We start from the raw sequence: 23819 nt of genomic DNA, 5'->3' as shown, positions 1-23819 counted from the left end.
CTTGCGTATTCCGGGAGCCGTCCTGCCGGGTAAGCAAACCCGGCTTACGGTGACGACATGACCCATGGACACCCGCACACCAGCCACCACGGCGCGCAGCACAGCACGCAGCACGATCACCACTGGCAGGACGACGCCGACCAGGCGGAGATCCTCGACCTGGACGCGGAGATCCTCGCCGAGCACATCGCCGCCATCACCGCGTGGCTGCCCCTGAAAACCAGCCCGCGCCGGATCGTCGACCTGGGCTGCGGCACGGGAGCGGGCACCTTCGCCCTGCTGAACCGTTTCCCCGAGGCCCACGTCATCGCCGTCGACGCCTCACCCGGACACCTGCACCGCCTGCGGAAGAAGGCATGCGCCCAGGATGTGGACGACCGGGTGCGCACCGTGCAGGCCGACCTCGACGCCGCCGACTGGCCCGATCTCGGCACGCCGGACCTGGTGTGGGCCTCGGCCTCGATGCACCACATGGCCGACCCCGGCCGCGCCCTGCGCAACGTCCACGACATGCTCCCGTCCGGCGGCCTGTTCGCCGTCGTCGAGCTGGCCGGGTTCCCCCGTTTCCTGCCGGAAGGCGCCCCCGAGGACCGGCCCGGCCTGGAAGAGCGCTGCCACGCCGCGACCGACCACTTCCACGCCGAACACGTGCCCTACCGCGGCGCCGACTGGGGACCGATGCTCACCGCCGCCGGGTTCACCCTCGACGACGAGCACACCATCACCGTGAACATCGACAGTGCCCACAGCGAGGCCATCGGCCACTACGCCCTGAACGCCCTTCGGCGCATCCGCGGCGCCGCCACCGAAGCGCTCCCGGCCGAAGACCTCGCCGCGCTCGACCGGCTGCTCGACACGGACGGCCCCCACAGCGTCCTGCGCCGCGACGACCTCTCGGTACGCACCGAACGCACCGTCTGGGCCGCACGCCGCACCTGACCCTCGACGACCGCGTTCCGCGCCGTGGCCGCCGAGGTGCCGACACCCCTAGTGTGATCCGCCGCGCAGCAGCTCGACGATCGCGCCGATGTCGGCGCCCTCCCAGCCGCGCTCGGCCGCCTCCTCGTAACGCCGCTCGACCAGCCGGGCGATGGGCAGCTCAAGGCCGCTCGACTCGGCCAGCTCGGCGGCGAGCCGCACGTCCTTGGCGGCGAGCCTCGTCGTGAACCACCCCCGGTGGTCGCCGGCCAGGACGTCGTCGATCCGGTTGTGCAGGGCGGGCGCGACGGTGGGCCACTGGAAGAGGAAGTCGTGCAGCAGCATGTTGTCGAGGCCGGCTGCCTGGCTCGTGGCCGTCACCTCGGCGAGCACCGCGATCCCGGACATGAGCAGGTAGTTGTTCAGCAGCTTGAAAGCGAGCGCGGCACCGGGGTCGGCGCCGCAGTAGGAGTAGGAGGCGAAGGCCTCCGTCCACACCGGTTTCAGCACGTCGACGAGGTCGCGCTCGCCGCCCACCAGGACCGTGGCCTTCCCCTCGGCGACGGCCGAGGGACCGCCGAGCACGGGGGCCGCCACGAATCGGCCTCCCGGCACCAGGTCTCGTATCTCGCGGGCCGTGGCCGGGGCGACGGTGCTCAGGTCGGCCACGACCGGCCTGGTCGACTCGATCGGACCGGCCTGGACGAGCTGGGCCATCACCTCGCGGACCGCCCGGCCGTCGGCGAGTGACAGCAGCACCGCCTCGGCCGCCCGCGCCGCCTGGCCGAGCGAGGCCGCCTCGACGGCGCCGAGGCTGACCGGCTCGTCCGCCCGGCCTGGCGTGCGGTTCCACACCGTGACCTGGAAACCGAGCCCCAGCAGCCGCCGGGCCAGCGCCCGCCCCATCATGCCCATCCCGAGCACGGCAACGCGCATAGGTCATCCCCCCTCCACGTCATTATGCTCACCGGGGTTCCGGCGGCCGTGCCGCCACGCGGACCGCCGGCCACTCCACCGGCGGTGGCCTCAGAACGGGTAGACGTGGGTCTCGGTGGCCTTGACCGACGCCCAGATCCGCTGCCCGGGGGTGAGGTCGAGGTCGGCGACGGCGGCGGGGGTGATGTCGGCCGCGGCGGCGATCGGCCCGGCCAGGTGGATGCGGACGCTGTCGCCGTGCCGTTCGACGCCCTCGATCGTGGCCTGCCAGAGGTTGCGCGGGCTGCCGTCGGGGCGGGTCCGGTACAGCGCGACCGCGCTGGGCGGGAAGGCGACGAACGCGGGGCCCTCCAGATGCTCGGCGACGCTGAAGAGCACCTCTCCGACGGAGACCTGCTGTCCGGCGGCGGTGCCCCGGTAGAGGTTGAGGCCGACCAGGCGGGCGACATAGTCGGTGCGTGGGCGCCGGGCGACCTCGGCGGGGGTGCCGTGCTGCACGACGGCGCCGTTCTCGATGACGACCAGGCGGTCGGCGAGCACCATGGCGTCCAGCGGATCGTGGGTGACCAGGACCGTCGCGCCGCCGAAGTCGGCCAGGTGGCGGCGGAGCTGGGAGCGGATCTCCAGGCGGGTGTGGGCGTCCAGGGCCGCCAGCGGCTCGTCCATCAGCAGCAGGCGAGGCTGCACGGCCAGGGCGCGGGCCAGGGCGACGCGCTGGGCCTGACCGCCGGAGAGCTGCCGGGGTCTCATCGTGGCGTGCCCGGCCAGTCCGACGCGCTCCAGCCAGGCCGCGGCACCGCGCCGCGCCTCCGTCCTGGAGGCGCCACGGCAGCGGGGCCCGAAGGCGACGTTGTCCAGCGCGGACAGGTGCGGGAAGAGCAGGTAGTCCTGGAAGACCACGCCGATCGGGCGTCGTTCGGCCGCCATGGTGTGCAGCGCCTCGCCGTCCAGGCTGATCCGCCCGCCGGACAGGGCGGTGAGCCCGGCCAGCGCGCGCAGCGCCGTGGTCTTGCCCGCGCCGTTGGGGCCGAGCAGGGCGACGACCTGTCCCGCGGCGACCTCCAGCTCGATGTCCAGGTGGAAGTGTGACCTGGTGACGACCAGATGCGCGCTCAGGGTCACGGGGCACTCACCCACCGCTCGCGCAGACCGGCCAAGATGATCACCGAGACGGCGAGCAGGACGAGGCTGAGCACGATCGCGGCCTCGGGTTCGGTCTCCAGGGCCAGATAGACGGCCAGCGGCATGGTCTGGGTCCGGCCGGGGAAGTTGCCGGCGAAGGTGATGGTGGCGCCGAACTCACCGAGCGCGCGGGCCCAGCACAGCACGGCTCCGGCGACGATTCCGGGGGCGATCAGGGGCAGGGTGACCCGGCGGAAGATGATCCAGCGGGACGCTCCCAGTGTCGCGGCGGCCTCCTCGAAGCGCAGGTCGGCCGCGCGCAGCGCGCCCTCGACGCTGATGACCAGGAACGGCATGGCGACGAACGCCTCGGCGACGACGACTCCCGCCGTGGTGAACGGCAAGGTGACGCCGAAGGTGGCGTCCAGCCACTGGCCGATCAGGCCGCGCCGCCCCAGCACGAGCAGCAGGGCGACGCCGCCGACCACCGGGGGCAGCACGAGGGGAACCGTGATCAGCGCCCGCACCAGGCGGCGGCCGGGGAAGTCGACACGGGCCAGCAGCCAGGCCAGTGGCACGCCGAGCAGCAGGCACACCAGCGTGGCCAGGGTCGCGGTCACCAGCGACAGGCGCAGCGCCTCCAGCACGTGGGGCTCGCCCAGCCTCTCGACCAGCGTGGACCAGGGGGCGCGTACCAGCAGCCCGGCCAGCGGCAGTGTCAGGAAGACCATGCCGGCCATCGCGGGCAGCACCAGCACCCAGGGCAGGCGACCCGCCACCCCACCGGAAGAGGCGCCCGTCACGTCACGTGCCCTGCCGCTCACCTGGCTGTCAGCTCGCCGTACGGGCGTGGTCGGGGATCTCCACCACGACGTTGGTGGACTTGATCACGGCGACCGCCATCACCCCCACCTCCAGGCCCAGCTCGTCGGCGGCCTGGCGGCTCATCAGCGACACCACCCGGTAGGGGCCCGCGGCGATCTCCACCTGGGCCATCACCGCGTCCTTGATCACCTCGGTCACGATCCCGCGGAAACGGTTCCGCGCCGAGGAGAGCCCGGAGCCGTTCTCCGACTCGATCCGGGCACGCGCGAACGCCGCCAGATCCGCGCCCGCCACCATCCGGTGACCGTGCTCGTCCCGCCGGGCCGCGAGCCGCCCGGCGTCCACCCATCGGCGGACGGTGTCGGGGCTCACCCCCAGCAGCGCGGCGGCCTCACTGATCCGAAACGTCGTCACACCAATCACCATACCTTTGCATATGCGGGCCTTTATCCCCATATCTCATGGCAGGCGCCTGCCCCGGGGTGGGTGCCCATGATCTAGCACCTCATCCTCGCCCTCCACGGAAGCCGGTCGAGCCCTCCCGCTCACCCGTCGTCGTGTTCGGCGATTCCCCGCATGCTTCCGGGGGGCCGAAACGCTCGGCGGGAGCGGACGGGCCGCTTCGGAGGCCCTCGTCAGTCACCGGTCAGAACGGTTCCGAGGCTCAGCGCGAGCCGGCGGGCGAGCCCGGTGTTGCGGCGGTGGCCGAGCCGCTGGACGGCCGTTTCCAGAGCCTTGCGCTCACCGACGACGACCACCCAGGACCGCGCCCGGGTGATCAGGGTGTAGAGCAGCTTGCGGCGGAGCATGACGCCGCCGGACTCGGTGACCAGCGGCGCGACCACGAAGGGATACTCGCTGCCCTGGGAGCGGTGGACGCTGATGGCGTACGTGTGGGTCAGCTCGTCGAGCTCGCCGAAGCCGTACTTCACGATCTGCCCGTCGTCGGTGCGGATCTCGACGAGCCGCTCCTCGGGGGTGATGGCGGTGACCGTGCCGGTGTCCCCGTTGAAGACACCCTTGTCGTAGTTGTTGCGGATCGGCATGACCCGGTCGCCGACCCGGAAGACCGAGGCGCCCGACCAGTGCTCCGCGACCCCCTCGCGAGCCGGGTTGAGCCGCTCCTGGATCATCCGGCCGATCTCGGCGGTCCCGGTCAGGCCCCTGCGCATCGGGCACAGCACCTGGACCTGGTCCGGACTCACCCCCTGCTTGCGCGGGATCGCCACCGTCGCCAGGTGCATCACCCGCTCGGCGACCTGCTCGGGGTCGTCGACCTCCTCGAACCAGAAGCCCCCGCCCCCGGGGGTCGGAGGCACCTCTCCGGCCCGGATCCGGTGAGCGGCCCTGATGATCCCGCTCCCCTCGGCCTGGCGGAAGACACGGGTCAGCCGGATCCGCGCGATCTCCTCGACACGCAGCAGGTCGGCCAGCACGCTGCCGGGGGCGATGCTGGGTAGCTGATCACTGTCGCCCACGATCAGCAGGTGGCTGCCCACCGGGATGACCGCGGTGAGCCGGGTGGCCAGGTGCAGGTCCAGCATGGAGGCCTCGTCGACCACGATCAGGTCGGCCTGTGCGGGCGTCTGCTCGAACAGCGCGCCGCTGTCGGGGTCCGGCTGGTGGGCCAGCATCCGGTGCACGGTCATCGCGGGCATGCCGGTGAGCTCCGACAGGCGCTTGGCCGCCTTGCCGGTCGGCGCGGTAAGGGTCACCGAGCCGCCCATCGCCTTCGCGGTCGCCGCGATGGTCCTGACGGTATGGCTCTTCCCGCAGCCCGGACCGCCGGTGATGATGGACACGGTGCTGGTCAGCGCCATGTTCACCGCCGCTCGCTGATCCTCGTCCAGCCCGGGATCCTCTTGGAAGGCGCGCATGGGCAGCGTCGAAGTGGCCTGGATGAGCCTGGTCAGCTGGGCGGTCAGGGTGAGTTCGCGGCTGTGCGTCTCCTTCAGGTACACCACGGCCTGCCCCCGGTCGTCGGGCGACACCTCGACGACCACCCTGCGGTCGGCGACGAGGGCGTCGAGCGCCCGGCGGACGAGGTCGTGGTCCTGCTCGACCAGTTCGGCGGACTGGGTGACCAGCGCGATCAGCCGTACGTAGCAGTGCCCGTCGCGGCCGGCCGCCGTCTCCAGCCTGTCCAGGATCGCCGCCTTGATCCGCTGCGGGCTGCTCTCGGAGACCCCGGAGCGCAGGGCGATCCTGTCGGCCGTGGCGAACGCGATGCCCCTGACCTTGCCGATGAGCCGATACGGGTCACAGGTGAGGATGTCGCCCGACTCGGCGCCGAACACCTGGTAGATCCTGGCCGCGAGCAGCGGGCTGATCCCGAACCCCTGCAGGGTCACCATCAGCTCGGCGATCGCCTTCTGCTCCTGCCACGCGTCGGCGATCTGGGCCTGCCGCGCGGGGCCGATGTTGACGACCTCGGTGAGCCGTTCGGGCTCGGTGTCGATCACGGTCAGCGTCGTCTCGCCGAAATGGCTGACGATGGCGTGGGCGAGTCGCGGCCCGATACCCCGGATCAGACCGGAGCCCAGATAGATCCGGATGGCCCTGACCGTGGCCGGGACCAGCCGCTCGCACGCCGTGACCTCGAAACGCCTGCCGTGACGCGGATGCTCGCCCCAGCCGCCGATGAGCCGGAGCGTCTCCCCCGGCTGGACCCCGCCCAGCGCCCGGCCGGAGGCGACGAAGCCGGGCATGCCCTCGGCGCTCATCCGCGCGATCGTGTACTCGTCCTCCCGGACGTACACCAACTGCTCGACAGACGCCTCCACGACAGAGAGCCAACCCTCCTCTTCACCTCACCCTTCGCGCATCAGACTAAGGCGTCATGCCCCGGGCATCGCGCGGCCGGCGAGGCGGACCAGGGTCGCCGTGCTTTTGCCGCTCTGAGGGCTCCTGCCTGAAAAACGCGGGCATGCCGCGTCACGTACCCGCACGGAGTGTTTCCTCACCCCGTGCGGCACGTCTTCGACAGCACGGCGGCCCCGGACCGGGGCTACCGTGCCCGCTCAGAAGTGGCCGATGCCGGCCGAACTGGAGGTCAGCGCCCAGCGGTGCGGCAGGGCCGTCTCCACCTCCCGCATCTGCGCCTTCAACCCTTCGATCGTCCGGTCACACAGGAGCACCGGCTCGGGGGTCGTCCAGGTGGCGATGGCGTGGAAGAGGCGGCTGCCGGTGCCGTACAGGACGGACCAGCCGGGCCAGGCGATCTCCAGCATCGCGGCCTCGGCACGGGCCTCGTGGTCCCAGGTGTAGTGGGGTACGGGAGCGGCGGCCAGGCCGTCGCGGTGGCGTCCGCGAGGGCGAACGGGTCGTCGCCGGATCACGAGATCACCTGCCTGGCCTGCTCCTGCGCCTGCTGGGCGATGGCCTCCTGCCGGTCGGTCTCGGCCCGCAGCGCCTCCAGACTGTCGGCGTCGACCGTGCGCTCGGCTCCGGCATGGAACGCGGCCGGGGAGAAGGGCTTCTCCCGACTGGCCCACAACCGTCCGGCATCGCTGAGAATCAGCCGCCAGCCGGGAATGGTGGTGGATTCCGGGGTGGCGGACCTACCATCGTCCATTGATTGGATCTCCATCCGATCAAGGGCCCGTCTGTTCGTTGGTAGCGGAGGACGGGCCCGCTTCATGTGGTGGGGAAAGGCGTGGAGGGGTGTGCCGTACGGGCCAGGTGGCCGGTACGGAGACGGGGTGATCGCTACACGGTGCAGGACACAGACGGCCGGTCGCCGGGGACGGGGCGCAAGGCGACGTACGGCGCCGAACCGGGACGCTCTGAGGTGGACGCGCGCAGGGCGAAGGCGGCAGAGCTCCTGTCTGGGCGACGGCGCCGATACGGCGGGCACGACAACCGTGGCCTGCTCGGAACAACGCTGGACGGGTACCGGCGGAACCACCTTGGCCGGGGCCACTGAAGCGGGCGACTCGAAGCAGGGCAGGGAGCGGTCCCCAGTACGGCGGGCCTCCAAGCGCGTAGCCATCAGATCTCCGGAGGGCTGTGCGTACTCGTGATCGGCGGGCTGGTCGGGGCAGCCGTGCGCGTAGGGGGCGTGTCCGCAGGCGGCACACCCCATAGGCATCGGCGGCGCATCCAGAAAGCAGCCGCAGCCACTCGCCGTGGCCCGGTCGAGAACCGGAGCACTAGGGTTGTTCACGGATCAGGACTCACTTCCTGCTCAAGGGCCCGTTGTCGGTGGGCAATACCGATGGCGGGCCCGATTTCTGTTGATAATTTTGCTGGCCTACTTGCCTGTTGGCCAGCAGGCGAACTGGGGTGCAGGCCTAGTGGCATGGTGTGATGCCCATCGACCCTGATTCCTATGAACCCCTGTACCGTCAGGTCGCCGGCGATCTACGCTGGCGGATCACCAGCGGTGCCCTGCCCCCTGGCCAGAGGCTCCGGTCGGAGCCTGATCTGGCACATGAGTACGGCGTGGGAGTTGACGCGCTGCGTGATGCTCTCGCGGTACTCCGAAGTGAAGGCCTCATCCGGACAGTGAGCCGCGAGGGTTCCTACGTCCGTGAGCAGACAGAGCCGGCCGTGGTCCACGTCGAGGGTCCGGCGCGAATCCGGGTGCGCCTCCCGACTCTGGCCGAGCGGAAACGTCTGCGACTGGCAGAGGGAGTGCCCGTCCTGGTCGTGGACGACGGAGAGACACATGTCCTGGCAGCATATGAGACAGAGATCGAGATCTCGTGACGTGCCATGTGCAACCCCCCTTTCAGGGCTGCGCCCTCTGGGCCTCCTATGATGGCGCGGGAATCCCACGAAGACAATCACATTTAATAAATGACCGATAAGTCCATGCGCCGGGAAGATCAATGCGGAAAACTATCCGCATGAAGCACTCCACCGTTCGGCTGCGCCGCCTGTCACGCGAGCTACGCATATTGCGCGCGACCACAGGAATGACGACAGAAGCCGCCGCCGAACAGCTCGGCTGGTCGCGGAGCAAGCTAAATCGGTTCGAAACAGGAAAAGGCGCACCAACACCTGCCGATGTGACAGCGATCTGCCACCTGTACTGCGCGGAAGCGGCAACCACCGAAGCCATGGTGCAACTCACCCGCGAAGTCGCCCGACGCGGCTGGTGGACGGCTTACTCCGATGTGTTCACCGGGTCGTACGTCGAGTTCGAAGCAGCAGCCAAGACGATCTGCCACTGGGCACCACTGGTAATCCCCGGCCTGCTCCAGACCGAGAACTACGCCCGAGAGATCATCAGAGCAGGGCACCCGGATCGGCCTGACATCGAACTGACGCGCCGCGTCGATGCCCGCATGCAGCGCAAGACCACCTTGCTCGGCACCCATGCCCCGATGTTGCACGTCCTCATCGGCGAAGGTGTCCTCTACTACCCGGTGGGCTCAGCCAACGTCATGGCCCATCAGCTTGGCGAAATCCTGCACGCTATGGACCAGCCGAACATCACCATCCAGCTCCTCCCATTGAAGGCCGGCGTTCATGGCGGCACGGAGGGAGCCTTCTCGGTGCTGTCCTTCGGCGACGACGATCCAGATCTGGGCTATGCCGAATGCCCAGCGGGCGAGGTATACGTTGAGGACAACGAGCAGATCCGGCGACTTGTGCTGACATTCAAGCGTCTTACCGACGCGTGCCTGTCCCCCGAAGAGTCCGCGGCATTCATCGCCGCGACGAGGAGCAAACATGATCTCCCCTGACCTGTCCAGCGCCACATTCCGCAAGTCCACCCTCAGTGGACCCAACAATGATTGCGTCGAGGTGGCGACCAACCTTCCCGGCATCATCGCCGTACGCGACAGCAAGAACCCCTCCAGCCCCATGCTGACCTTCACCCCGGCCGCCTGGAGCAACTTCCTGACCGGCATCCGTAACGGAGACATCTGACCGGACACCGAGCGCCACATGATCGGCGCCATCCGGTCGTGCGGCAACACGAGCCCTCATCGAGCACCTGGTGTGGTGTCCACGTACGTTCGCCGGGTTCGACAGCACACCGTCTCAGAGATGACTTCGGCCAGGACCGTCCCGGACGCCCGGAAAAGGTTCGTGGTCACCGCACCAGACGATCGCTGTGACTTGTATCCAAGCTGCCCGAGCTGACTTCTCGATCGGGCGGGTCAAAAACCTAAACCGTAAAAAACAGATACCTTGCCCCCTCCTGCCACTCCGGGCAGGCTGTTCACCTTGTCCACGATCGATGGGACGAGCGCCTGGTCGTCAAGTTTGACATAGTAGCTCTCGTAGTACTCATCCAACGGCTTGGGCTTGGCATCGTCGTCCTTGCCCCGAGAATCGGGATTCACCACGCGCGACAACAGGGTGTCGAACTTCTTGGACATCCACATGTTATGCGCCTGACCCGCGAAATAGATGCGCTTGACGCCTTTTATTCTCTTCAGTAGATCCTCGATCATCTCTCTCTCGCCGGCCGTCGCCCTGGCTCGCCCCTCGCAATATCCCGGTCTTCTGCTGTTGTCACACAGGATGACGGCTATATCGGCCTTACCCTCCCAGAAAGGGGTGGGTATGACACGGGCAATGTAGATACCGGGCAGTGCCTTGATCGCCGAGTCGAAGGCAGGTGCGTCACTCCACCGATGTAGTCTTCCAGTGAATGCCTCTGGCACATCGTTTTCTTCTATGACCCCCGTCAGACCGGGAGCGTCCGCCAACATCTTGGCCAGCGCCTCTTGTTTACTCTTATAGCGGAGATCTAAAATCTGCGGCATCTGCCGTAGTCTCTTTTCGATCGCGCGTCTCTGCACCGGAGTCGTTTCCTTGCCTCCGCAGGCGTCCGAAATGCCGCCCTTGATGCACAGATGAACGAAGAACTGGCCACCTTCCGGCCAAGGACCGACCGGGGCCGCGAGGATTTTCGGGAACCGGTCTGCCTCGGCAGCCGAGGTGCCGAGCAGGAGAGCTGTCATCGCTACAAAAACGAGAAGTACGCGGAACACAGGGGCAACTATGTCAGAAAATCCTAATACACCCATGCAAAACTCTAAAAGGTCAACACCAGCCCCACCGTCCGTAGAAGAGTTCACGTCCATGTCGTAGTCATCGCCGTGCTTCTCTCCCGCCGCGTCCAGGAACCCCACCGAGAGCTCAACGTCCTTTGCGTCGGCGGACTTGGTGAAGCAGTACACCCCTTCGCCGTCATCTTCCGGAGAGGGCGTCCCCCCATCCTTGAACGCGATGTCTCGGTAGAAGGACAGCACGTCGGCTCGCAGACCCGAAGAGCGGCAGGTCTGCCAGACGGTCGTTATCCGGTCGTCGTTTTCACAAGAGCTGCGGCATTCCTCCCGTGGGGGGAAGCTCAGCGACGAGCAGGCGCGTGGACGTCACCGGTAACACCAGCGCCGACGGCACCCGCCTCCAGCTGTGGGACTGCGTCGGCGGCGCGAACCAGAAGTGGACGGTCTTCTGACCTGAGTGTCGCGGACCTGCCCCGTCCAGCCGACGGGACAGGTCCGCGGCCTTTTGTTGCCGGCTCGCCGGTACGGTGCCCCGCCACCGCATTCCTGGACGGCCTGACGATTCCGCGGAGTGCGCTAAGAATCTAGAATCACCATTGTCGTCAGGCACAACGGCGACAGCCCCGAGTCGTCAGGATCCCCACGATGCTGAAAGCCGGTCCGTCCCAGGAGGAGATCCGCCGGCACAATCTGGGCACCCTGCTCCGGCATGTTCACCTGGGCGGCCCGATCTCCCGCACGGTGCTGGCCGACCGGATGGGCCTGAACCGCAGCACGATCATGGCGCTGACCGCGGAGCTCACCTCGGCGGGCCTGGTCCGCGAGGAACTCCCCACCGACACCCGCCGGGCGGGCCGGCCGTCGCTGGTGGTCCGGCCGGAGTCCGACCGGGTGTACGTGCTGGCGTTCGACGTCGCCGTGGACCGGCTGGTCGCCGCCAGGGTCGGGCTGGGCGGAAAGATCCTGGACCGCAGGGAGGCGGTCCGGACCCGCGCCGGGGCCGACCTCGACGACGTGGTCGAGGTGCTCGCCGGGCTGGCCCGCCGGATACACCGCGAGGCGGCTCCGGACTCGGTCTGTGTCGGAGTCGGCGCGGCCTACTGCGGCATGATCCGGCCCGGTGACGGGATGGTGCGTTTCGGGCCGAACATGGGCTGGGTGGATCAGGCCTTCGGTGCCGAGCTCGGCCTCAGGCTGGGGCTCGGACTGCCGGTCTCGGTGGGCAACGAGGCCCACCTGGGCGCGCTGGCCGAGCACGAACGCGGGGTGGGCATCGGCTTCGCGAACCTGGTCTACCTGCACGGGGATGTCGGCGTGGGCGGCGGGATCATCGTCGGCGGCAAGCTGCTGGACGGCGACGGCGGGTACGGCTGCGAGCTCGGACACATGATCGTGAACCCGTACAACGGGCGGCCCTGCGGATGCGGCTCGCGGGGCTGCCTTGAGGCGGAGGTCGGCGAGCAGGCCCTGCTCGACGCCGCCGGCCGGGCCTCCGAGCTGGTCGGCCACGACGGCATACGGGCCGTGGTGGACGCCGCCGACCACGGCGACCTCGCGGCTCAGAACGCGCTGGACCGGATCGGCGACTGGCTCGGCATCGGGGTGGCGAACCTGATCAACCTCTTCAACCCCGGATTGGTGATCTTCGGCGGAATGCTGCGTGACATCTACCGGGGCTCGGCGGCCCAGGTCCATCGCCGGGTGGCGGCCAACGGGCTGCTGATCTCCCGGGAGAAGGTACAGCTCCGCACCTCGGCTCTCGGGAACGACGTCACCCTGATCGGCGCGGCCGAACTCGCCTTCTCCGAGATACTGGCCAGCCCCCTGGAAGTGCTCGCCCGTAAGACGTCATGACCAGGCGTTCTCGCTGACCGTCGTACCGGTCGAGCCGCTGCCCGCGACCTCCCGGGGAACCGGTCGGCCCCATTTTGTAACAGACCCTTAACCACCATATGGCCCATGTCCCGATTGACTTGGCAGTCGGCGACCCACCACCGCACCTGAGCATCCGCACGACACCCCCACCCGATCCGGGTCGAGGCTCACCCGCCCGCTCCGGCCGCGTTTCGAGGACCTCTCTCACCCCCGACATCCCACACATGTGCGGAAATACCGTGGGCACAACTGGTTGACAACCATACATTCATGACCAAGACTAACTGAAAGTTTGCAATCAACGGTCGATGGCCGGTTATCCAAGAGCGCTCCCGAAAGAACAGAGCGGGAAGCAGCATGCGTTTCTGATGCCAATTCGTCCGTGGTTAGAAAGGTTCTTTTCAGCATGTCCTCAAGAGACTCGCAGTCCCCCACGGCCTGGAGCGCCAAGAAACGCGTTTTGACGCTCGCGTTGAGCGTCGGACTTCTGGGAAGTCTCAGCATTCCGGCGGCCACCACCACCTTCGCCGAGTCCACCGACATCGCAGCAACCGCCCAGTTGCTGGCAGCGCAGTCAACGACGCTGCCCAGCGGCCGGACCACCTACCGGACGATCACCGACTACAACGACGAGATGCTCGCGCTGAGCAATCAGCACCCCGACCTCGTCAAGCACATCACGCTGCCGCACAAGACCCGCCAGGGCCGCGAGGTTTACGGCATCGAGGTGACCCGCGACGTCAACGCCTCCGATGGCAAGCCCGTTCTGTTCATGATGGGAATACACCACGGGAACGAATGGCCCTCGGGTGAGCACACCCTGGAATTCGCCTACGACCTGGTGAACAACTCCGAAAAGGACCCGAAGGTCAAGCGCCTGCTCGACCAGGCGCGGGTCATCTTCGTCCCGGTCGTCAACGTGGACGGGTTCGTCATCAACCGGCGCACCAGCTGCGGCATCTCGCCGACGTGCGCCAGCAGCGGCGGAGTCGACCTCAACCGCAACTACCCCTTCGGCTGGGGCAGCAACGCGGGTTCCAACGTGACGAACCGCGGCCCGGCGCCGGCCTCCGAGCCCGAGATCCGGAACATCATGGACCTGACCACGAACAACCAGGTCACCGTCCTGATCACGAACCACACCTCCGGGCACACCCTCCTCCGTCCGCCGCTGGAGAAGCGCGCGGGCGACACCCCGGACGAGGCCGTCTACGCCGCCCTGACCGACGCGATGGCGGCCAAGAACGGCTACACGGGCATGAAGTCGGGCTTCGACTACGAGACGACCGGCGAGACCCCGGACTGGTCGTACTACGCCACCCGCGGCCTCGGGTTCACGTACGAGATCATGAAGACCCAGTCGACCAACAACACCTACCCCGAGGTGATCGAGGACTACCTCGGCACCGGTCGCTACGAGGGCAAGTCGAACCGTGAGGCGTTCATGGTGGCCCTGGAGTACGCGGCGGACCCGGCGGGACACTCCGTGATCACTGGCAAGGCGCCGAAGGGCGCGGTGCTGACGATCACGAAGGACTTCGACCTGTGGACCGCGCCGATCCGGCAGTCCAGCACCGTCCTCGACCCGCCCCAGGCGGTCCCCACCCACCTGGAGTCCAGCCTGATCGCCCCGACCAACGGCAAGTTCACCTGGCACGTCAACCCGTCGGTGCGGCCGGTCCCGGCCTACACCGAGAACGGTGTCGTCGCCACCGGCCCGGGCAACTTCCTCCAGGAGAGCTGGACGCTCACCTGTGCCCGCCCGAACGGTGAGGTCCTTGAGACGGTGAAGGTCACCGTCGACAGGGGCGAGCAGGTCGATGTGCGGCTGCAGGAGTGCAAGACCCGCTTCAACGGCAACGGCCCGAAGCACTGAGCGTGCCCCGATAAGCCGGGCGGTCCCCTGTGGGGGGCCGCCCGGTACCGCTTTCGCCCCACACTCTTGAAGTCATGCGGCCAAAACCCGATCACCTTGCCCGCCGGGCGGTGAGAATCATCGCTGGGTCCGTCACTCCACGGGGAAGGGAAGTTCAGGAATGGGGCACGCCAGGGAGACCGGCCAGCCGCTCGCCGTGCCGGACGCGTCGCGGATCGCCGCGAACCTGCGCGGGCTCTTCGACGATCACCGGCTCTCCCCCTCACAGCGCCGGATCGCGCGCTACCTGCTTGAACACGCGCAGGAGGCCGTCTTCTTCACCAGTGCCGACATCGCCGAGCGGGTGGGCGTCAGCCAGCCGTCGGTCACCCGCTTCGCCGCCGCACTCGGATTCAGGGGGTTCCCCGAGTTCCGGGACGCGCTTCGCTCATCGGTGTTCGGCGGCGTACAGCCGGCGCCGCCCGCGGAGGACCTCAACGAGATCCAGGAACTGGTCAACTCCGAGATCCGCGACCTTGAGCGGCTGCGGGACAACCTCCGGGACCTGCGTCAGCTTCGCGAGGTGGCGGGTCAACTGGCCAGGTCGCGTCCTCTCCTCGTGATGGGACTGCGGATCTCCGCACCGCTGGCGCACCTGTTCGGCCATCTCGCGGAGAAGGTGCTCCCAGACGTACGGGTACTGGACATCGCGGGCTCGATCGCGGAGGACCGGCTGAGCCGGGCGGCGGAATCCGGAGCCGAATGGGTACTCGCCATCGGGCTGCCGCGCTACCCGCGCGAGCTGGAACAGGGACTCACCTGGGCGCGTCGGGTCGGGCTGAAGATCGCCCTCATCACCGACCAGCCGGTGGGCCGGCTCACCGAGCTCGCGGACGAGGTCCTGCTCGCGCCGGTGAGCTCTGATTTCGCCTTCGACTCCCACGCCGGTCCCACGGTTCTGTGCACCGCGCTGCTCCACACCATGCTGGACACCCTGGCCACCGAAGGACAGACCCGGCTGGAGTCCTTCGACGACAGCGCGACGGAACGCCAGATCTTCCTCCCCTACTGAAAGGCCCCTTTCCGGCGTACCCGGGCTACCCCCATTGCGGTTAGCAGGTATGCCGGGACTGTCGTTGGCATGGGGCCCGAATGGGTGCTGCCAGCGCAGACAACGGGCGGCGGACGCGGCATCGTAGAGGGCGAAAGCAGCTCACCGGACCGGAACATCGGAGCCGGTGGCCCTCGAAGACTCTCCTGCGATCGTCAAGGATCGAGGTAATGGTCATGTGCCAGCACCAGCCTCCGTGCCCGCCCGCAAACGCCCTTGATCACGATGCGGCCCGCCTCGTGTCGTTCCACCCGGAACAGGGATGGGGATTGCTCTGCAACGGCGTGGTGCTGTTCGACGACACCGGCGAGCTGCTGCCCGATGGGCGCAGCGTCCCCGCCCAGAGGTGGTCCTATGCGCAGGCGGCCTGAACTCGCGTGCCGCCGGGGCCCCGCAGCTGAGTATGTGAGGCCCGGCCGGCCGGTCACCACGGTCCGGCTACGGCGGCTCCTCCACGGACTCGGCGAGCCCGCGGCCCGAGCCGTCCGCGCGGCGCGCGTCCGGCGGGCCTCGTGGACGCTGTCGCCCCACGTCTCGTCGACTCCCATGGCCCGGCGTCTCGTCCGCGCCCAGCTCACCGACTGGGGATACGACGGAGAGAGCGACATCGCCGAACTGCTCATCAGCGAACTGTTCACCAATGCCCTGCGTCACGGGCGGGGAGCACCGATCATCACCCTTTCCCTCCGGGAAGGCACGCTGCGCTGCGAGGTCGAGGACGAGAGTCCGGCTCCGCTCCAGGTACGCGAGGCACCCGGCACCGACGAGAACGGCCGCGGGCTGCTCCTCGTCGACACGCTGTCCCGTTCCTGGGGCACCGGCCGCACGCGCACGGGGAGGCCCGGAAAGACCGTCTGGTTCGAGTTGCCCGCCCATCCGGCGTACCAGGCTTTTTGACCGGCCATCCGCGATGATCCTCGGCGGAAGCCGGGAGCCCGACCGGTAGCGATCACTCCCGCGGGCGAGGGCATCCCAGTGATCGACAAGCCGTTCTTCAGGATCGGATCCTGACCTCGTTCCTGGGTTCCGCGCCTGACGCGACGCGACAGGCACTGGTCCCGGGCATACGAGCGACGATGAGGAGCGAGATCTTGACGACGTTCGGAACCTTCTCCCGAACGTCGGCCGGCCGAGCGGCGCGCGTGCCCGAAGTCGGCAAGCACGGCAGGGGTGATTCGCTGGTCGCTCTGCACACCGGGGCCTCCGAGGAGGAAGCACTCGTCGCAGCCCGGAAGGCGTTGCTCGCCATGCGAGCCTGAGCGGCAGCCTCCCGCCCCGACGCCTCGCACCGCGGCACGGTCGCAGCCGACGATGTCCTCCCCGCATGACGAGTTCCAGAGTTCAACCGGCGGCTATCCGCCGGTCAGATCCACGGCAATCTTCGTCGGGCACGCTCGAACACGTGACCCACATCCTGAAAGCCGCACTGTCGGTTGGCACAGTCGCCGCCGCCCTGCTCGCCGCCTCCCCCGCGACGGCCTTTCCCGCCGTTGGGCATCGGGGCGATCCCGCGGTCGTGACGACGGACAACGAGACGCCCGCCCTTTATGACGACGAAGAGGGAGGCAACGCCTCCGGTGACGACCCCGCCATCTGGGTCCACCCGAAGGACTCCCACAGGTCGATCGTGATCGTGACCGCCAAGGAGGGGGGCCTGCGCGTCTACGACATGAGATCCCGGGAACTCCAGTCACTGGCCGCGACCGAGGCCCCGCGGGCCGACACGGCCAAAGGCCGGTACAACAACGTCGACATCGCCTACGACATCACGCTCGCCGGCCGCGTGGTCGACGTCGCGGTCGTCTCGGACCGCTACAACGACCAACTCCGGTTCTTCGTCATCGACCCGGCCGGCGCCGCGGCGCGTACGCCGCTGACCGAGGTCACCGCGGCTGATCAGCGGTTCCTGTTCAACCCTGACCGTAAAGCCGTCGACGAGGAGCACACGGCGTACGGACTCGCCGTCTGGCAGCCGAAGCGCGGTGAGACGTATGCCGTCGTCACCCAGGAAGGTGCCACGACCCTCGCGACCGCGCGCGTCGTCGAGGTCGACGGCAGGCTCGGCTACACGAGCGTCAAGAAGCTGACGATGCCGAGCACCTTCAAGCTGCCGGACGGTTCGACCTGGTCCCCGTGTGCGGAGCCGGGCGTACTGCCGCAGTTCGAGGGTGTCGCGGTGGACCAGAAGTCGGGCGTTCTCTATGCCGCGCAGGAGGATGTCGGCCTGTGGCGGCTGCGGCTGCCGCTCGGCTCGGGCGGGCAGCCGACGCTCATCGACAAGGTCACCGACTTCGGCATCCACGACGCCTACGACGAGGAGTCCGAAGAGTGTCGGCCGATCGACCCGAAGGCCAAGGGCTTCGGCGGCAACCGGCTGACCGCTGACGCCGAGGGCGTCGACATCTACTACGGCCCGGGCTCGACCGGATACGTCATCGTGTCGAGCCAGGGAGACGACACGTTCGCGGTCTACGACCGGCAGGGCAAGAACGCTCCGGTGGGCGGCTTCCGGGTCAAGGGCGCCAAGGGGGCCGACGACGTCAACGGCTCCGACGGGCTCGCCGTGACGAACCGTCCTGTCGGTGACTACCGCCGGGGCCTGCTGGTCACGCACGACGAGCCGGAGAGCGGGCCCGACGTCGACGACGAACGTGACGCCACGAACTTCTCCTACGTCTCGTGGGGTGAGATCGCCGACGCCCTGTCGCTCAAGGTGACCACGAAGGCCGGAAACGACCCGCGGTTCCGCTGAGGCGGACCGCCACAGACCGATCGCGTGAATCAGGGACGCTCTCGGCTGACAAAGATCTCAATCGGAACGCCTCGGGGCATGGTCCTCCGAGGCGTTTCCGTTTTTCCGCTCGGTCGATCCCCGGTGGCCCCGGAACACGATCCATCCGGAATCTCCGCGGCACCTCAGGCGAAGCCCGCCGCCGCGTGGGCCTGGAAGCCCTCGCTGAGCCGTCTCCATGGATGTGCCCCCTGCCGCCCCGTATGCGGCGAGCGAGAAGAACGCAACCGTTCGGCCCGCGCACTCGAAGACAAGGTCAGGAAGAACCCGGCTCGGCTCGCAACACGCCGAGCTCCCCGTTCATGGCGTCGAGAAAGGCTGCCACGGTGCGCAACTCCTCCGGGCTGAAACGCCGCAGGGCGTTGTCCGTGCTACGGCCGAGCGGGCCGAAGAAGGCCGCGGCGAATTCCTTCGCCGCGTCGAGGTAGTGCAGGTGGACCACCCGCCTGTCGTGCACGTCGCGAACCCGGCGAATGTGCCCGGCCCGCTCCAGCCGGTCGAGGCACGCGGTGACGGCACCCGACGTGAGGTTCAACTCCTCCCGCAGCCGCCCCGGAGTGATCGGCGACGGAGCGTCAAAGATCTTCATGAGGGCCTGGACATCTGTGGGGTGCAGCCCCTGCTCGTGGGCGAACTCATGGGCGATGCGGTTGAACTCGGCGGTCATCCGACGCATTCGTACCGCGAAGGACTGCAGGTCGATACCCACCTCGCGATCGCCGTTCATACCGCCATGCTACATTAATTCAACGATTGAGTATCTTGATAGTTGAGCTACATGGCATCACGGAAAGGTGATCTTCATGGCACGGCAACCGATCCGCTGGCTTGTTCCGGCACTGCTGGTGCTGGTCTGGCTGGCCGTCGGCGGGGGGCTGGGGCCGTTCGCCGGCAAACTCACCGAGGTGTCCACCAACGACCAGGCCTCTTTCCTACCGCAGAGCGCGGAGTCGACACGCGTACTGGAGGTGCAGGACAGGTTCCGCGAGGGGGAGACGCAGCCACTCATCGTGGTGTGGACCGCGGACGGGAAGAACATCACTCCCGAGCAGAGCGCAGCGGCGACTCGGGCGCTCGCCTCGCTGCGCGGCACGGAGGGCGTCGTCGGGACACCCACACCCGCCATCGGATCGGAGGACGGCCGGGCTCTGCAGGGCGTGATCCAGTTCAGTTCCGACCTTGAAGGCTCGCTCGGGGAGATCCTGGACCGGACCGGCTCGGCGGTGGCGGTCGACGGCCTGCGGGCCCAGCTCGCCGGACCGCTGGCCACCCGAGCCGACCTGTCCGGCGCTTTCGCCGGGATCGACGGCCTGCTTCTCGGGGTGGCGCTGATCACCGTGTTGATCATTCTGCTGGTGGTGTACCGAAGCGTGCTGCTGCCGCTCATCATCGTCACGGGCTCGGTCTTCGCGCTGGGCCTGGCCTGCGCGGTGGTGTACTTCCTGGCCGACCGCGACATCGTCCGGGTCGACGGCCAGGTGCAGGGCATCCTGTTCATCCTGGTCATCGGCGCGGCCACCGACTACGCGCTGCTGCTGACCGCCCGATTCCAGGAGGAACTGGCCGCGACCGGCGACCGCTTCGCCGCAGGCCGCGTCGCGCTGCGGCGCTCGTTCGAGCCGATCGTCGCCAGTGCCGCCACGGTGGCCCTGGCCCTGCTCGCACTGCTGCTCAGCAACCTGACCAACAACCGCGCGCTCGGCCCGGTGGGTGCCATCGGCATCGTGTGCGCCGCCCTCAGCGCGCTCACCTTCCTGCCCGCGGCTCTCGTCCTGCTGGGCCGCGCCGCCATGTGGCCGGCGAAGCCGCGTCCGGCCAACACCGAGGCCCGCGGGATCTGGGGCCGGGTGGCCGCCCTGGTCGACCGCCATCCGCGCCGGCTCTGGATCGCCACCATCCTGCCTCTCATCGCCCTCGCCCTCTTCGCGCCGCAACTGAACGCCAGAGGCGTGCCGCTGGACGAGACCTTCGTGAACGACACACCGTCGGTGGCGGCACAGGCGGCGCTGAGCGAGCACTTCCCCGGAGGCTCGGGGCAGCCCGCGGTCATCGTCACCCCCGCCGAGCGTGCCTCGGCCGTGGAGAAGGCGGCCGACGGCGTCGAGGGCGTGTCCGACGCCGCGGCGGTGACCCAGAGCGGGCGACCGGGCGACGCCCCCAAGATCGTCGATGGACTCGCGCTGGTGGAGGCGACGTTGAGCGACGCGCCGGACAGCGAAGCCGCCCAGAACACGGTCAAGCGACTGCGCGCCGCACTCGCCTCCGAGAACGGCGTCATGGTCGGCGGGTACAGTGCCCAGCAGTACGACACGACGGAGACCGCGAAGAACGACACGCTGCTCATCGTCCCGGTCGTCCTGGCGATCATTCTGCTCATCCTGATCGTCCTGCTGCGCTCGCTGGTGGCGCCCGTGCTCCTGGTCGTCACCGTGGCGCTGAACTTCCTGGCCACCCTCGGCGTCTCCACGCTGGTCTTCACGCACGTGTTCGGATTCACCGGCAGTGACGCGTCCGTGCCGCTGTACGGCTTCGTCTTCCTGGTCGCGCTGGGGGTGGACTACAACATCTTCCTCATGTCCAGGGTGCGCGAGGAAACCGCGCACCTCGGGGCGGAGAAGGGGGTGCTGCGGGGGCTGGTCACCACCGGCGGGGTGATCACCTCGGCGGGCGTCGTGCTCGCCGCCACCTTCGCCGCGCTGGTGGTGATCCCCCTCGCCTTCCTCGTGCAGATCGCCTTCATCGTCGCCTTCGGCGTCCTGCTCGACACCCTGGTGGTGCGGTCTCTGCTGGTCCCGGCGCTGGTACGGGACCTGGGCCCGCGGGCTTGGTGGCCCAGCCGCCTGGGCCGTACCGAGGTACGGCAGGAGTCCCGGGAGCTGAGCGGGGCGTCAAGGTGACATCCGGCCCAGAAGGCAGATGAAGCCGGACGCCCGCCCACAGCACAGCCCTTCAGAAGGGCTGTGCTGTGGGCGGGGTGGTCGACCGGTGGTGACGTGCGAGCCACCGGCCTGGTGCCGTGGCGGCCGGTCAGGTCCGGTCGATGTACCAGTTGCCGCAGAAGCTGCCGAGTATCGCGGTGCGCGCGCAGGCCCGGACCGCGTAGTGCCGCTGCTGGCTGGTGTTCCAGTTCATGACAAGGCTGCTTTCGGAGCTGGAGAACGGACCGCATTGCTTCCAGCCGCCGTTCGCGTTCACCTGCTCGGTGGTGGGGTACATGGGCAGGCTGCTGGGCATCCCGCTCAGGCTACGGTCGACCCACACCTGCTCGCCCGAGTAGTGGGGTGAGAGCCGGGCATAGCTGTAGTTGAAGCCACCGCCGTTCCACAACTGGAGGGTGCGGTCGCCCAGATTGGGGCTGGCACCGATGACGACCTGGTAGTAGTCGGGAATCCCGGACTGGTCGCATTCGGATGGGGTGGCGCTCGCGGCGGAGATCGGGCCGGCGACCGTGAACGCCGCTCCGATGACCACGGCAAGAAGAATCCTCCTGAACCGCTTCGAGGGCGTCGCGCTGGTGCTTGTCATGACTGTCCTTTCATAGATGGGTCTACGTGATGGCCGGTCCGGTGCCTGACCTGGCTGGGGAACGCGAAGGGGGCGTCCCGGCGGCTCAGTTGGGATCGACCCAGAAGGCGTCCCGGTCCAGCAGTCGCTGGTAGCGGACGAGTGCTCCGAATTTCCCTCCCGCGCCCTCGTTCTCCGCCTCGGGGACCATGGCCCGGCTGAAGGCGCCGCCGCTCGTCCAGGCACCCTCCCAGGTGCGTGCCATGGGGTATTCGTCGCATGTCTGCCCTGAGGGACGGGGCAGCCAGTCGGGGCATGCCATGTCCCGGTTCTGCCTAACCTTGGCCGCGTCGGCCAGTCGGTGAAGGGGCGTGGTGCCGGGGGCCCCGGGAAGCCCGCCTGCCTGCGCCGTCCTGATGTGAGCGCTGACCGCCGGATAGTCGGTCAGTCCGCTGAGCGTGGGGGCGAAACTCGGTATGACGCAGCCGGCGCCGCTGAGAATCTTGTCGCAGCGAATGTCCGGCGAGGGGTAGGGGCCCTGGGCGGGCGGGAAATAGTTGATCACTTCCGTGTCCCCACCCGGATGCGTCAGCTGCAACTCATAGGTGGTGTGAACGGTGCGCAGGCCATCTTGGGGCACGTTCACCAGATGGGGTACGGGTGGGGTCAGAGACCGGGTGGAATTCTCGGGCAGTGTGATCGCGGGGCCGAAGTCGCCCGCCGTACAGCCGACGGAACAACTCGCCACAAGGCGGAAACTGATCGCGTCGTCCGGGGCCAGTTCCCCCTCGGAGAAGAAGCGGACGATCGCGAAGACATCGGTGAGTTCCAGGCTGTCGTAGAACATGCCGATGAAATGGATGTAGTTCACGGTGGTGCGGCCGAGCAGAAGCCCCGTGGTGGTGTCGTAGACGCTGACGGTCGCGTAGTTGATCAGGCAGGCGGCGAATCGCCTGGTCTTCCACGCGCTCTTCGACTGATCGTCAGGGGGGTCGATGCACCAGCCGGGCAGGGGCGGTGGGTCGGCGGCGGCGCTCGTCGAACTCAGGACCGATCTGCTGGGCCGTTGTGCCACCGGCGCGACGCACAGCACCTTCTTCTTGCCCTGACGGGCGAGTGACCGGAATCGATCACGGATGTGATCGCAGCCGGTCTCCGTCATCACCGTGGTGGTGGCGTGCGCGCCGGCACTCTGTGCCGAGACCGTCATCGACGCGCACAGCAGTAGAACCGACATTGTCAGAAACGTGATTGCTCTCATGCGAATAGTGCTCATGGCTTCCCGTAAGGCTGTAGGGCCGAGGGGAGAGGTGGAGGAAACGAACCCCGGCCCCGGGCCGGGAGTAAGGCAGCGGAAAGAGCTCTTCGGCGTGGCCGGAGCTCCGGGGAGAGAGCCCGGCGCCATTCCGCGTCATCAAGACGGCTGGGCCTGGCGAACCCGTCCGCGGAACCCGGCGGCCGGAGCGGGCCGGGCCACCCGCTCCGGCCGATCACCGGACGATTGCGATCAGCAGCTCACCATGCGCTCGTACTGGCCGATCTCGGTCCGGCTGTCAGGTCTGGCCGCCCGGCCCGTCAGACCTGGAGCCGCCTCGCCGGGGTTGTCGAGCACGGCGTTCTCGTGGACCGTGCCGCCACATGTCGTCCTGCCGTAGCCCACGTCGCCGCGCCGGGGGCCGTATCGGACGGTCACCCCACACGCCTCGCCGCCGGCCCATCACCATGATGGGAGCGATCGTGACGACCGCGCCCGTCATGGCGACCATCAGCGCTGCCCCCGCGGCGAGCGCCGCCTTCGCGTGCAGAACTTCATCTTTCCTCCAGTGGTAGAACCCCGGTGAGGTCCCTCCAGCGAACCAACCGCAGCGGCCCGGCGGCAGGCGCTCGACCGGCGGTTAACCGGCGGTTAGG

25 protein-coding genes are annotated in these 23819 nt (G+C 68.4%); 13 read left to right on the top strand and 12 right to left on the bottom strand.

Annotation, left to right across the window (positions count from 1 at the left end; all coding sequences use genetic code 11):
* Positions 1-57: 57 nt before the first annotated feature.
* Positions 58-939 carry a methyltransferase gene (locus AB0K21_RS26860; protein WP_364154259.1) on the top strand — a complete coding sequence of 294 codons (882 nt, stop codon included), beginning with the start codon at positions 58-60 and terminating at the stop codon, positions 937-939.
* 48 nt (positions 940-987) lie between these two features.
* On the opposite strand, the gene AB0K21_RS26855 is transcribed toward AB0K21_RS26860, so the two are convergent.
* From AB0K21_RS26855 to AB0K21_RS26825, 7 genes are all read right to left on the bottom strand, one after another.
* Complete coding sequence (locus AB0K21_RS26855) at positions 988-1854, bottom strand: NAD(P)-dependent oxidoreductase (RefSeq protein ID WP_343972660.1); 867 nt, start codon at positions 1852-1854, stop codon at positions 988-990.
* Positions 1855-1944: 90 nt separating this feature from the next.
* Positions 1945-2976, bottom strand: coding sequence for an ABC transporter ATP-binding protein (locus tag AB0K21_RS26850; protein ID WP_343972657.1), 1032 nt, complete (start codon positions 2974-2976; stop codon positions 1945-1947).
* Positions 2973-3716 carry a molybdate ABC transporter permease subunit gene (modB, locus tag AB0K21_RS26845; protein WP_343972853.1) on the bottom strand — a complete coding sequence of 248 codons (744 nt, stop codon included), beginning with the start codon at positions 3714-3716 and terminating at the stop codon, positions 2973-2975. The genes AB0K21_RS26850 and modB overlap by 4 nt, the downstream gene beginning before the upstream one ends.
* 91 nt (positions 3717-3807) lie before the next feature.
* Entirely contained in the window at positions 3808-4215 is a 408-nt protein-coding gene (locus AB0K21_RS26840; RefSeq protein WP_364154254.1) for a TOBE domain-containing protein, read from the bottom strand.
* A gap of 221 nt (positions 4216-4436) precedes the next feature.
* Positions 4437-6584 carry an ATP-dependent RecD-like DNA helicase gene (locus AB0K21_RS26835; protein ID WP_364154251.1) on the bottom strand — a complete coding sequence of 716 codons (2148 nt, stop codon included), beginning with the start codon at positions 6582-6584 and terminating at the stop codon, positions 4437-4439.
* A gap of 237 nt (positions 6585-6821) precedes the next feature.
* Complete coding sequence (locus AB0K21_RS26830) at positions 6822-7139, bottom strand: hypothetical protein (protein ID WP_364154248.1); 318 nt, start codon at positions 7137-7139, stop codon at positions 6822-6824.
* Complete coding sequence (locus tag AB0K21_RS26825) at positions 7136-7375, bottom strand: hypothetical protein (protein WP_364154245.1); 240 nt, start codon at positions 7373-7375, stop codon at positions 7136-7138. The genes AB0K21_RS26830 and AB0K21_RS26825 overlap by 4 nt, the downstream gene beginning before the upstream one ends.
* A gap of 734 nt (positions 7376-8109) precedes the next feature.
* Here AB0K21_RS26825 and AB0K21_RS26820 point away from each other — a divergent pair.
* The 3 genes from AB0K21_RS26820 to AB0K21_RS26810 all read left to right on the top strand — a co-directional run bounded on the left by AB0K21_RS26820 (position 8110) and on the right by AB0K21_RS26810 (position 9681).
* A complete protein-coding gene (locus AB0K21_RS26820; RefSeq protein ID WP_364154242.1) occupies positions 8110-8511 on the top strand; it encodes a winged helix-turn-helix domain-containing protein in 402 nt (133 codons plus the stop codon).
* Positions 8512-8651: 140 nt separating this feature from the next.
* Complete coding sequence (locus tag AB0K21_RS26815; RefSeq protein ID WP_364154239.1) at positions 8652-9494, top strand: helix-turn-helix transcriptional regulator; 843 nt, start codon at positions 8652-8654, stop codon at positions 9492-9494.
* Complete coding sequence (locus tag AB0K21_RS26810; protein WP_364154236.1) at positions 9481-9681, top strand: DUF397 domain-containing protein; 201 nt, start codon at positions 9481-9483, stop codon at positions 9679-9681. The genes AB0K21_RS26815 and AB0K21_RS26810 overlap by 14 nt, the downstream gene beginning before the upstream one ends.
* A gap of 233 nt (positions 9682-9914) precedes the next feature.
* On the opposite strand, the gene AB0K21_RS26805 is transcribed toward AB0K21_RS26810, so the two are convergent.
* Positions 9915-11015: a permease-like cell division protein FtsX gene (locus AB0K21_RS26805; RefSeq protein ID WP_364154233.1), complete on the bottom strand. Its 1101-nt coding sequence runs from the start codon at positions 11013-11015 to the stop codon at positions 9915-9917.
* Between the two features lie 86 nt (positions 11016-11101).
* Here AB0K21_RS26805 and AB0K21_RS26800 point away from each other — a divergent pair, with 86 nt between their 5' ends.
* The 8 genes from AB0K21_RS26800 (at position 11102) to AB0K21_RS26765 (ending at position 18365) form a co-directional block, all read left to right on the top strand.
* Positions 11102-11224 (top strand): RICIN domain-containing protein, encoded by a 123-nt coding sequence (locus tag AB0K21_RS26800; protein WP_364154230.1) that lies wholly within the window; start codon positions 11102-11104, stop codon positions 11222-11224.
* Positions 11225-11417: 193 nt separating this feature from the next.
* A complete protein-coding gene (locus AB0K21_RS26795; RefSeq protein ID WP_343972639.1) occupies positions 11418-12626 on the top strand; it encodes an ROK family transcriptional regulator in 1209 nt (402 codons plus the stop codon).
* Positions 12627-13053: 427 nt separating this feature from the next.
* On the top strand, positions 13054-14523 hold the full coding sequence (locus tag AB0K21_RS26790; RefSeq protein WP_364154226.1) for a M14 family zinc carboxypeptidase: 1470 nt from the start codon (positions 13054-13056) through the stop codon (positions 14521-14523).
* A gap of 160 nt (positions 14524-14683) precedes the next feature.
* Positions 14684-15574, top strand: coding sequence for a MurR/RpiR family transcriptional regulator (locus tag AB0K21_RS26785; RefSeq protein ID WP_364154223.1), 891 nt, complete (start codon positions 14684-14686; stop codon positions 15572-15574).
* Positions 15575-15789: 215 nt separating this feature from the next.
* Positions 15790-15984 (top strand): DUF5999 family protein, encoded by a 195-nt coding sequence (locus tag AB0K21_RS26780; RefSeq protein ID WP_343972850.1) that lies wholly within the window; start codon positions 15790-15792, stop codon positions 15982-15984.
* A 175-nt stretch (positions 15985-16159) separates the two neighbouring features.
* Complete coding sequence (locus AB0K21_RS26775) at positions 16160-16510, top strand: ATP-binding protein (RefSeq protein WP_364154220.1); 351 nt, start codon at positions 16160-16162, stop codon at positions 16508-16510.
* 194 nt (positions 16511-16704) lie between these two features.
* Positions 16705-16872, top strand: coding sequence for a hypothetical protein (locus tag AB0K21_RS26770; RefSeq protein ID WP_364154217.1), 168 nt, complete (start codon positions 16705-16707; stop codon positions 16870-16872).
* 143 nt (positions 16873-17015) lie between these two features.
* On the top strand, positions 17016-18365 hold the full coding sequence (locus AB0K21_RS26765; protein ID WP_343972626.1) for a phytase: 1350 nt from the start codon (positions 17016-17018) through the stop codon (positions 18363-18365).
* 295 nt (positions 18366-18660) lie between these two features.
* Here the strand turns inward: AB0K21_RS26765 and AB0K21_RS26760 are convergent, their stop codons facing one another.
* On the bottom strand, positions 18661-19131 hold the full coding sequence (locus AB0K21_RS26760; RefSeq protein WP_343972623.1) for a MarR family winged helix-turn-helix transcriptional regulator: 471 nt from the start codon (positions 19129-19131) through the stop codon (positions 18661-18663).
* A gap of 76 nt (positions 19132-19207) precedes the next feature.
* On the opposite strand from AB0K21_RS26760, the gene AB0K21_RS26755 reads away from it, so the two are divergent.
* Positions 19208-21301 (top strand): MMPL family transporter, encoded by a 2094-nt coding sequence (locus tag AB0K21_RS26755; RefSeq protein ID WP_364154212.1) that lies wholly within the window; start codon positions 19208-19210, stop codon positions 21299-21301.
* A gap of 130 nt (positions 21302-21431) precedes the next feature.
* Here AB0K21_RS26755 and AB0K21_RS26750 read toward each other — a convergent pair whose 3' ends face one another.
* From AB0K21_RS26750 to AB0K21_RS26740, 3 genes are all read right to left on the bottom strand, one after another.
* On the bottom strand, positions 21432-21929 hold the full coding sequence (locus AB0K21_RS26750) for a hypothetical protein (RefSeq protein WP_343972617.1): 498 nt from the start codon (positions 21927-21929) through the stop codon (positions 21432-21434).
* Between the two features lie 85 nt (positions 21930-22014).
* A complete protein-coding gene (locus AB0K21_RS26745) occupies positions 22015-23145 on the bottom strand; it encodes a hypothetical protein (RefSeq protein ID WP_364154208.1) in 1131 nt (376 codons plus the stop codon).
* 270 nt (positions 23146-23415) lie between these two features.
* Positions 23416-23601 (bottom strand): hypothetical protein, encoded by a 186-nt coding sequence (locus AB0K21_RS26740; protein WP_343972611.1) that lies wholly within the window; start codon positions 23599-23601, stop codon positions 23416-23418.
* Positions 23602-23819: the final 218 nt, after the last annotated feature.

It is taken from the genome of Streptosporangium sp. NPDC049248 (assembly GCF_040678965.1).
Lineage (GTDB): Bacteria > Actinomycetota > Actinomycetes > Streptosporangiales > Streptosporangiaceae > Streptosporangium > Streptosporangium fukuiense.
Note: the sequence above shows the minus strand (reverse complement) of the source record. Positions and strands in the feature narration are given on the sequence as shown.

Bases quoted from the DNA above. Each gene is read 5' to 3' on its own strand.
- AB0K21_RS26790 (WP_364154226.1), top strand. From the start codon at position 13,054: ATGTCCTCAAGAGACTCGCAGTCCCCCACGGCCTGGAGCGCCAAGAAA.
- AB0K21_RS26795 (WP_343972639.1), top strand. From the start codon at position 11,418: ATGCTGAAAGCCGGTCCGTCCCAGGAGGAGATCCGCCGGCACAATCTG.
- AB0K21_RS26860 (WP_364154259.1), top strand. From the start codon at position 58: ATGACCCATGGACACCCGCACACCAGCCACCACGGCGCGCAGCACAGC.
- AB0K21_RS26745 (WP_364154208.1), bottom strand. From the start codon at position 23,145: ATGTCGGTTCTACTGCTGTGCGCGTCGATGACGGTCTCGGCACAGAGT.
- AB0K21_RS26810 (WP_364154236.1), top strand. From the start codon at position 9,481: ATGATCTCCCCTGACCTGTCCAGCGCCACATTCCGCAAGTCCACCCTC.
- AB0K21_RS26775 (WP_364154220.1), top strand. From the start codon at position 16,160: ATGGCCCGGCGTCTCGTCCGCGCCCAGCTCACCGACTGGGGATACGAC.
- AB0K21_RS26755 (WP_364154212.1), top strand. From the start codon at position 19,208: ATGGCACGGCAACCGATCCGCTGGCTTGTTCCGGCACTGCTGGTGCTG.
- AB0K21_RS26855 (WP_343972660.1), bottom strand. From the start codon at position 1,854: ATGCGCGTTGCCGTGCTCGGGATGGGCATGATGGGGCGGGCGCTGGCC.
- AB0K21_RS26750 (WP_343972617.1), bottom strand. From the start codon at position 21,929: ATGACAAGCACCAGCGCGACGCCCTCGAAGCGGTTCAGGAGGATTCTT.
- AB0K21_RS26780 (WP_343972850.1), top strand. From the start codon at position 15,790: ATGTGCCAGCACCAGCCTCCGTGCCCGCCCGCAAACGCCCTTGATCAC.
- modB (WP_343972853.1), bottom strand. From the start codon at position 3,716: ATGGCCGGCATGGTCTTCCTGACACTGCCGCTGGCCGGGCTGCTGGTA.
- AB0K21_RS26825 (WP_364154245.1), bottom strand. From the start codon at position 7,375: ATGGACGATGGTAGGTCCGCCACCCCGGAATCCACCACCATTCCCGGC.
- AB0K21_RS26760 (WP_343972623.1), bottom strand. From the start codon at position 19,131: ATGAACGGCGATCGCGAGGTGGGTATCGACCTGCAGTCCTTCGCGGTA.
- AB0K21_RS26815 (WP_364154239.1), top strand. From the start codon at position 8,652: ATGAAGCACTCCACCGTTCGGCTGCGCCGCCTGTCACGCGAGCTACGC.
- AB0K21_RS26820 (WP_364154242.1), top strand. From the start codon at position 8,110: ATGCCCATCGACCCTGATTCCTATGAACCCCTGTACCGTCAGGTCGCC.
- AB0K21_RS26785 (WP_364154223.1), top strand. From the start codon at position 14,684: ATGGGGCACGCCAGGGAGACCGGCCAGCCGCTCGCCGTGCCGGACGCG.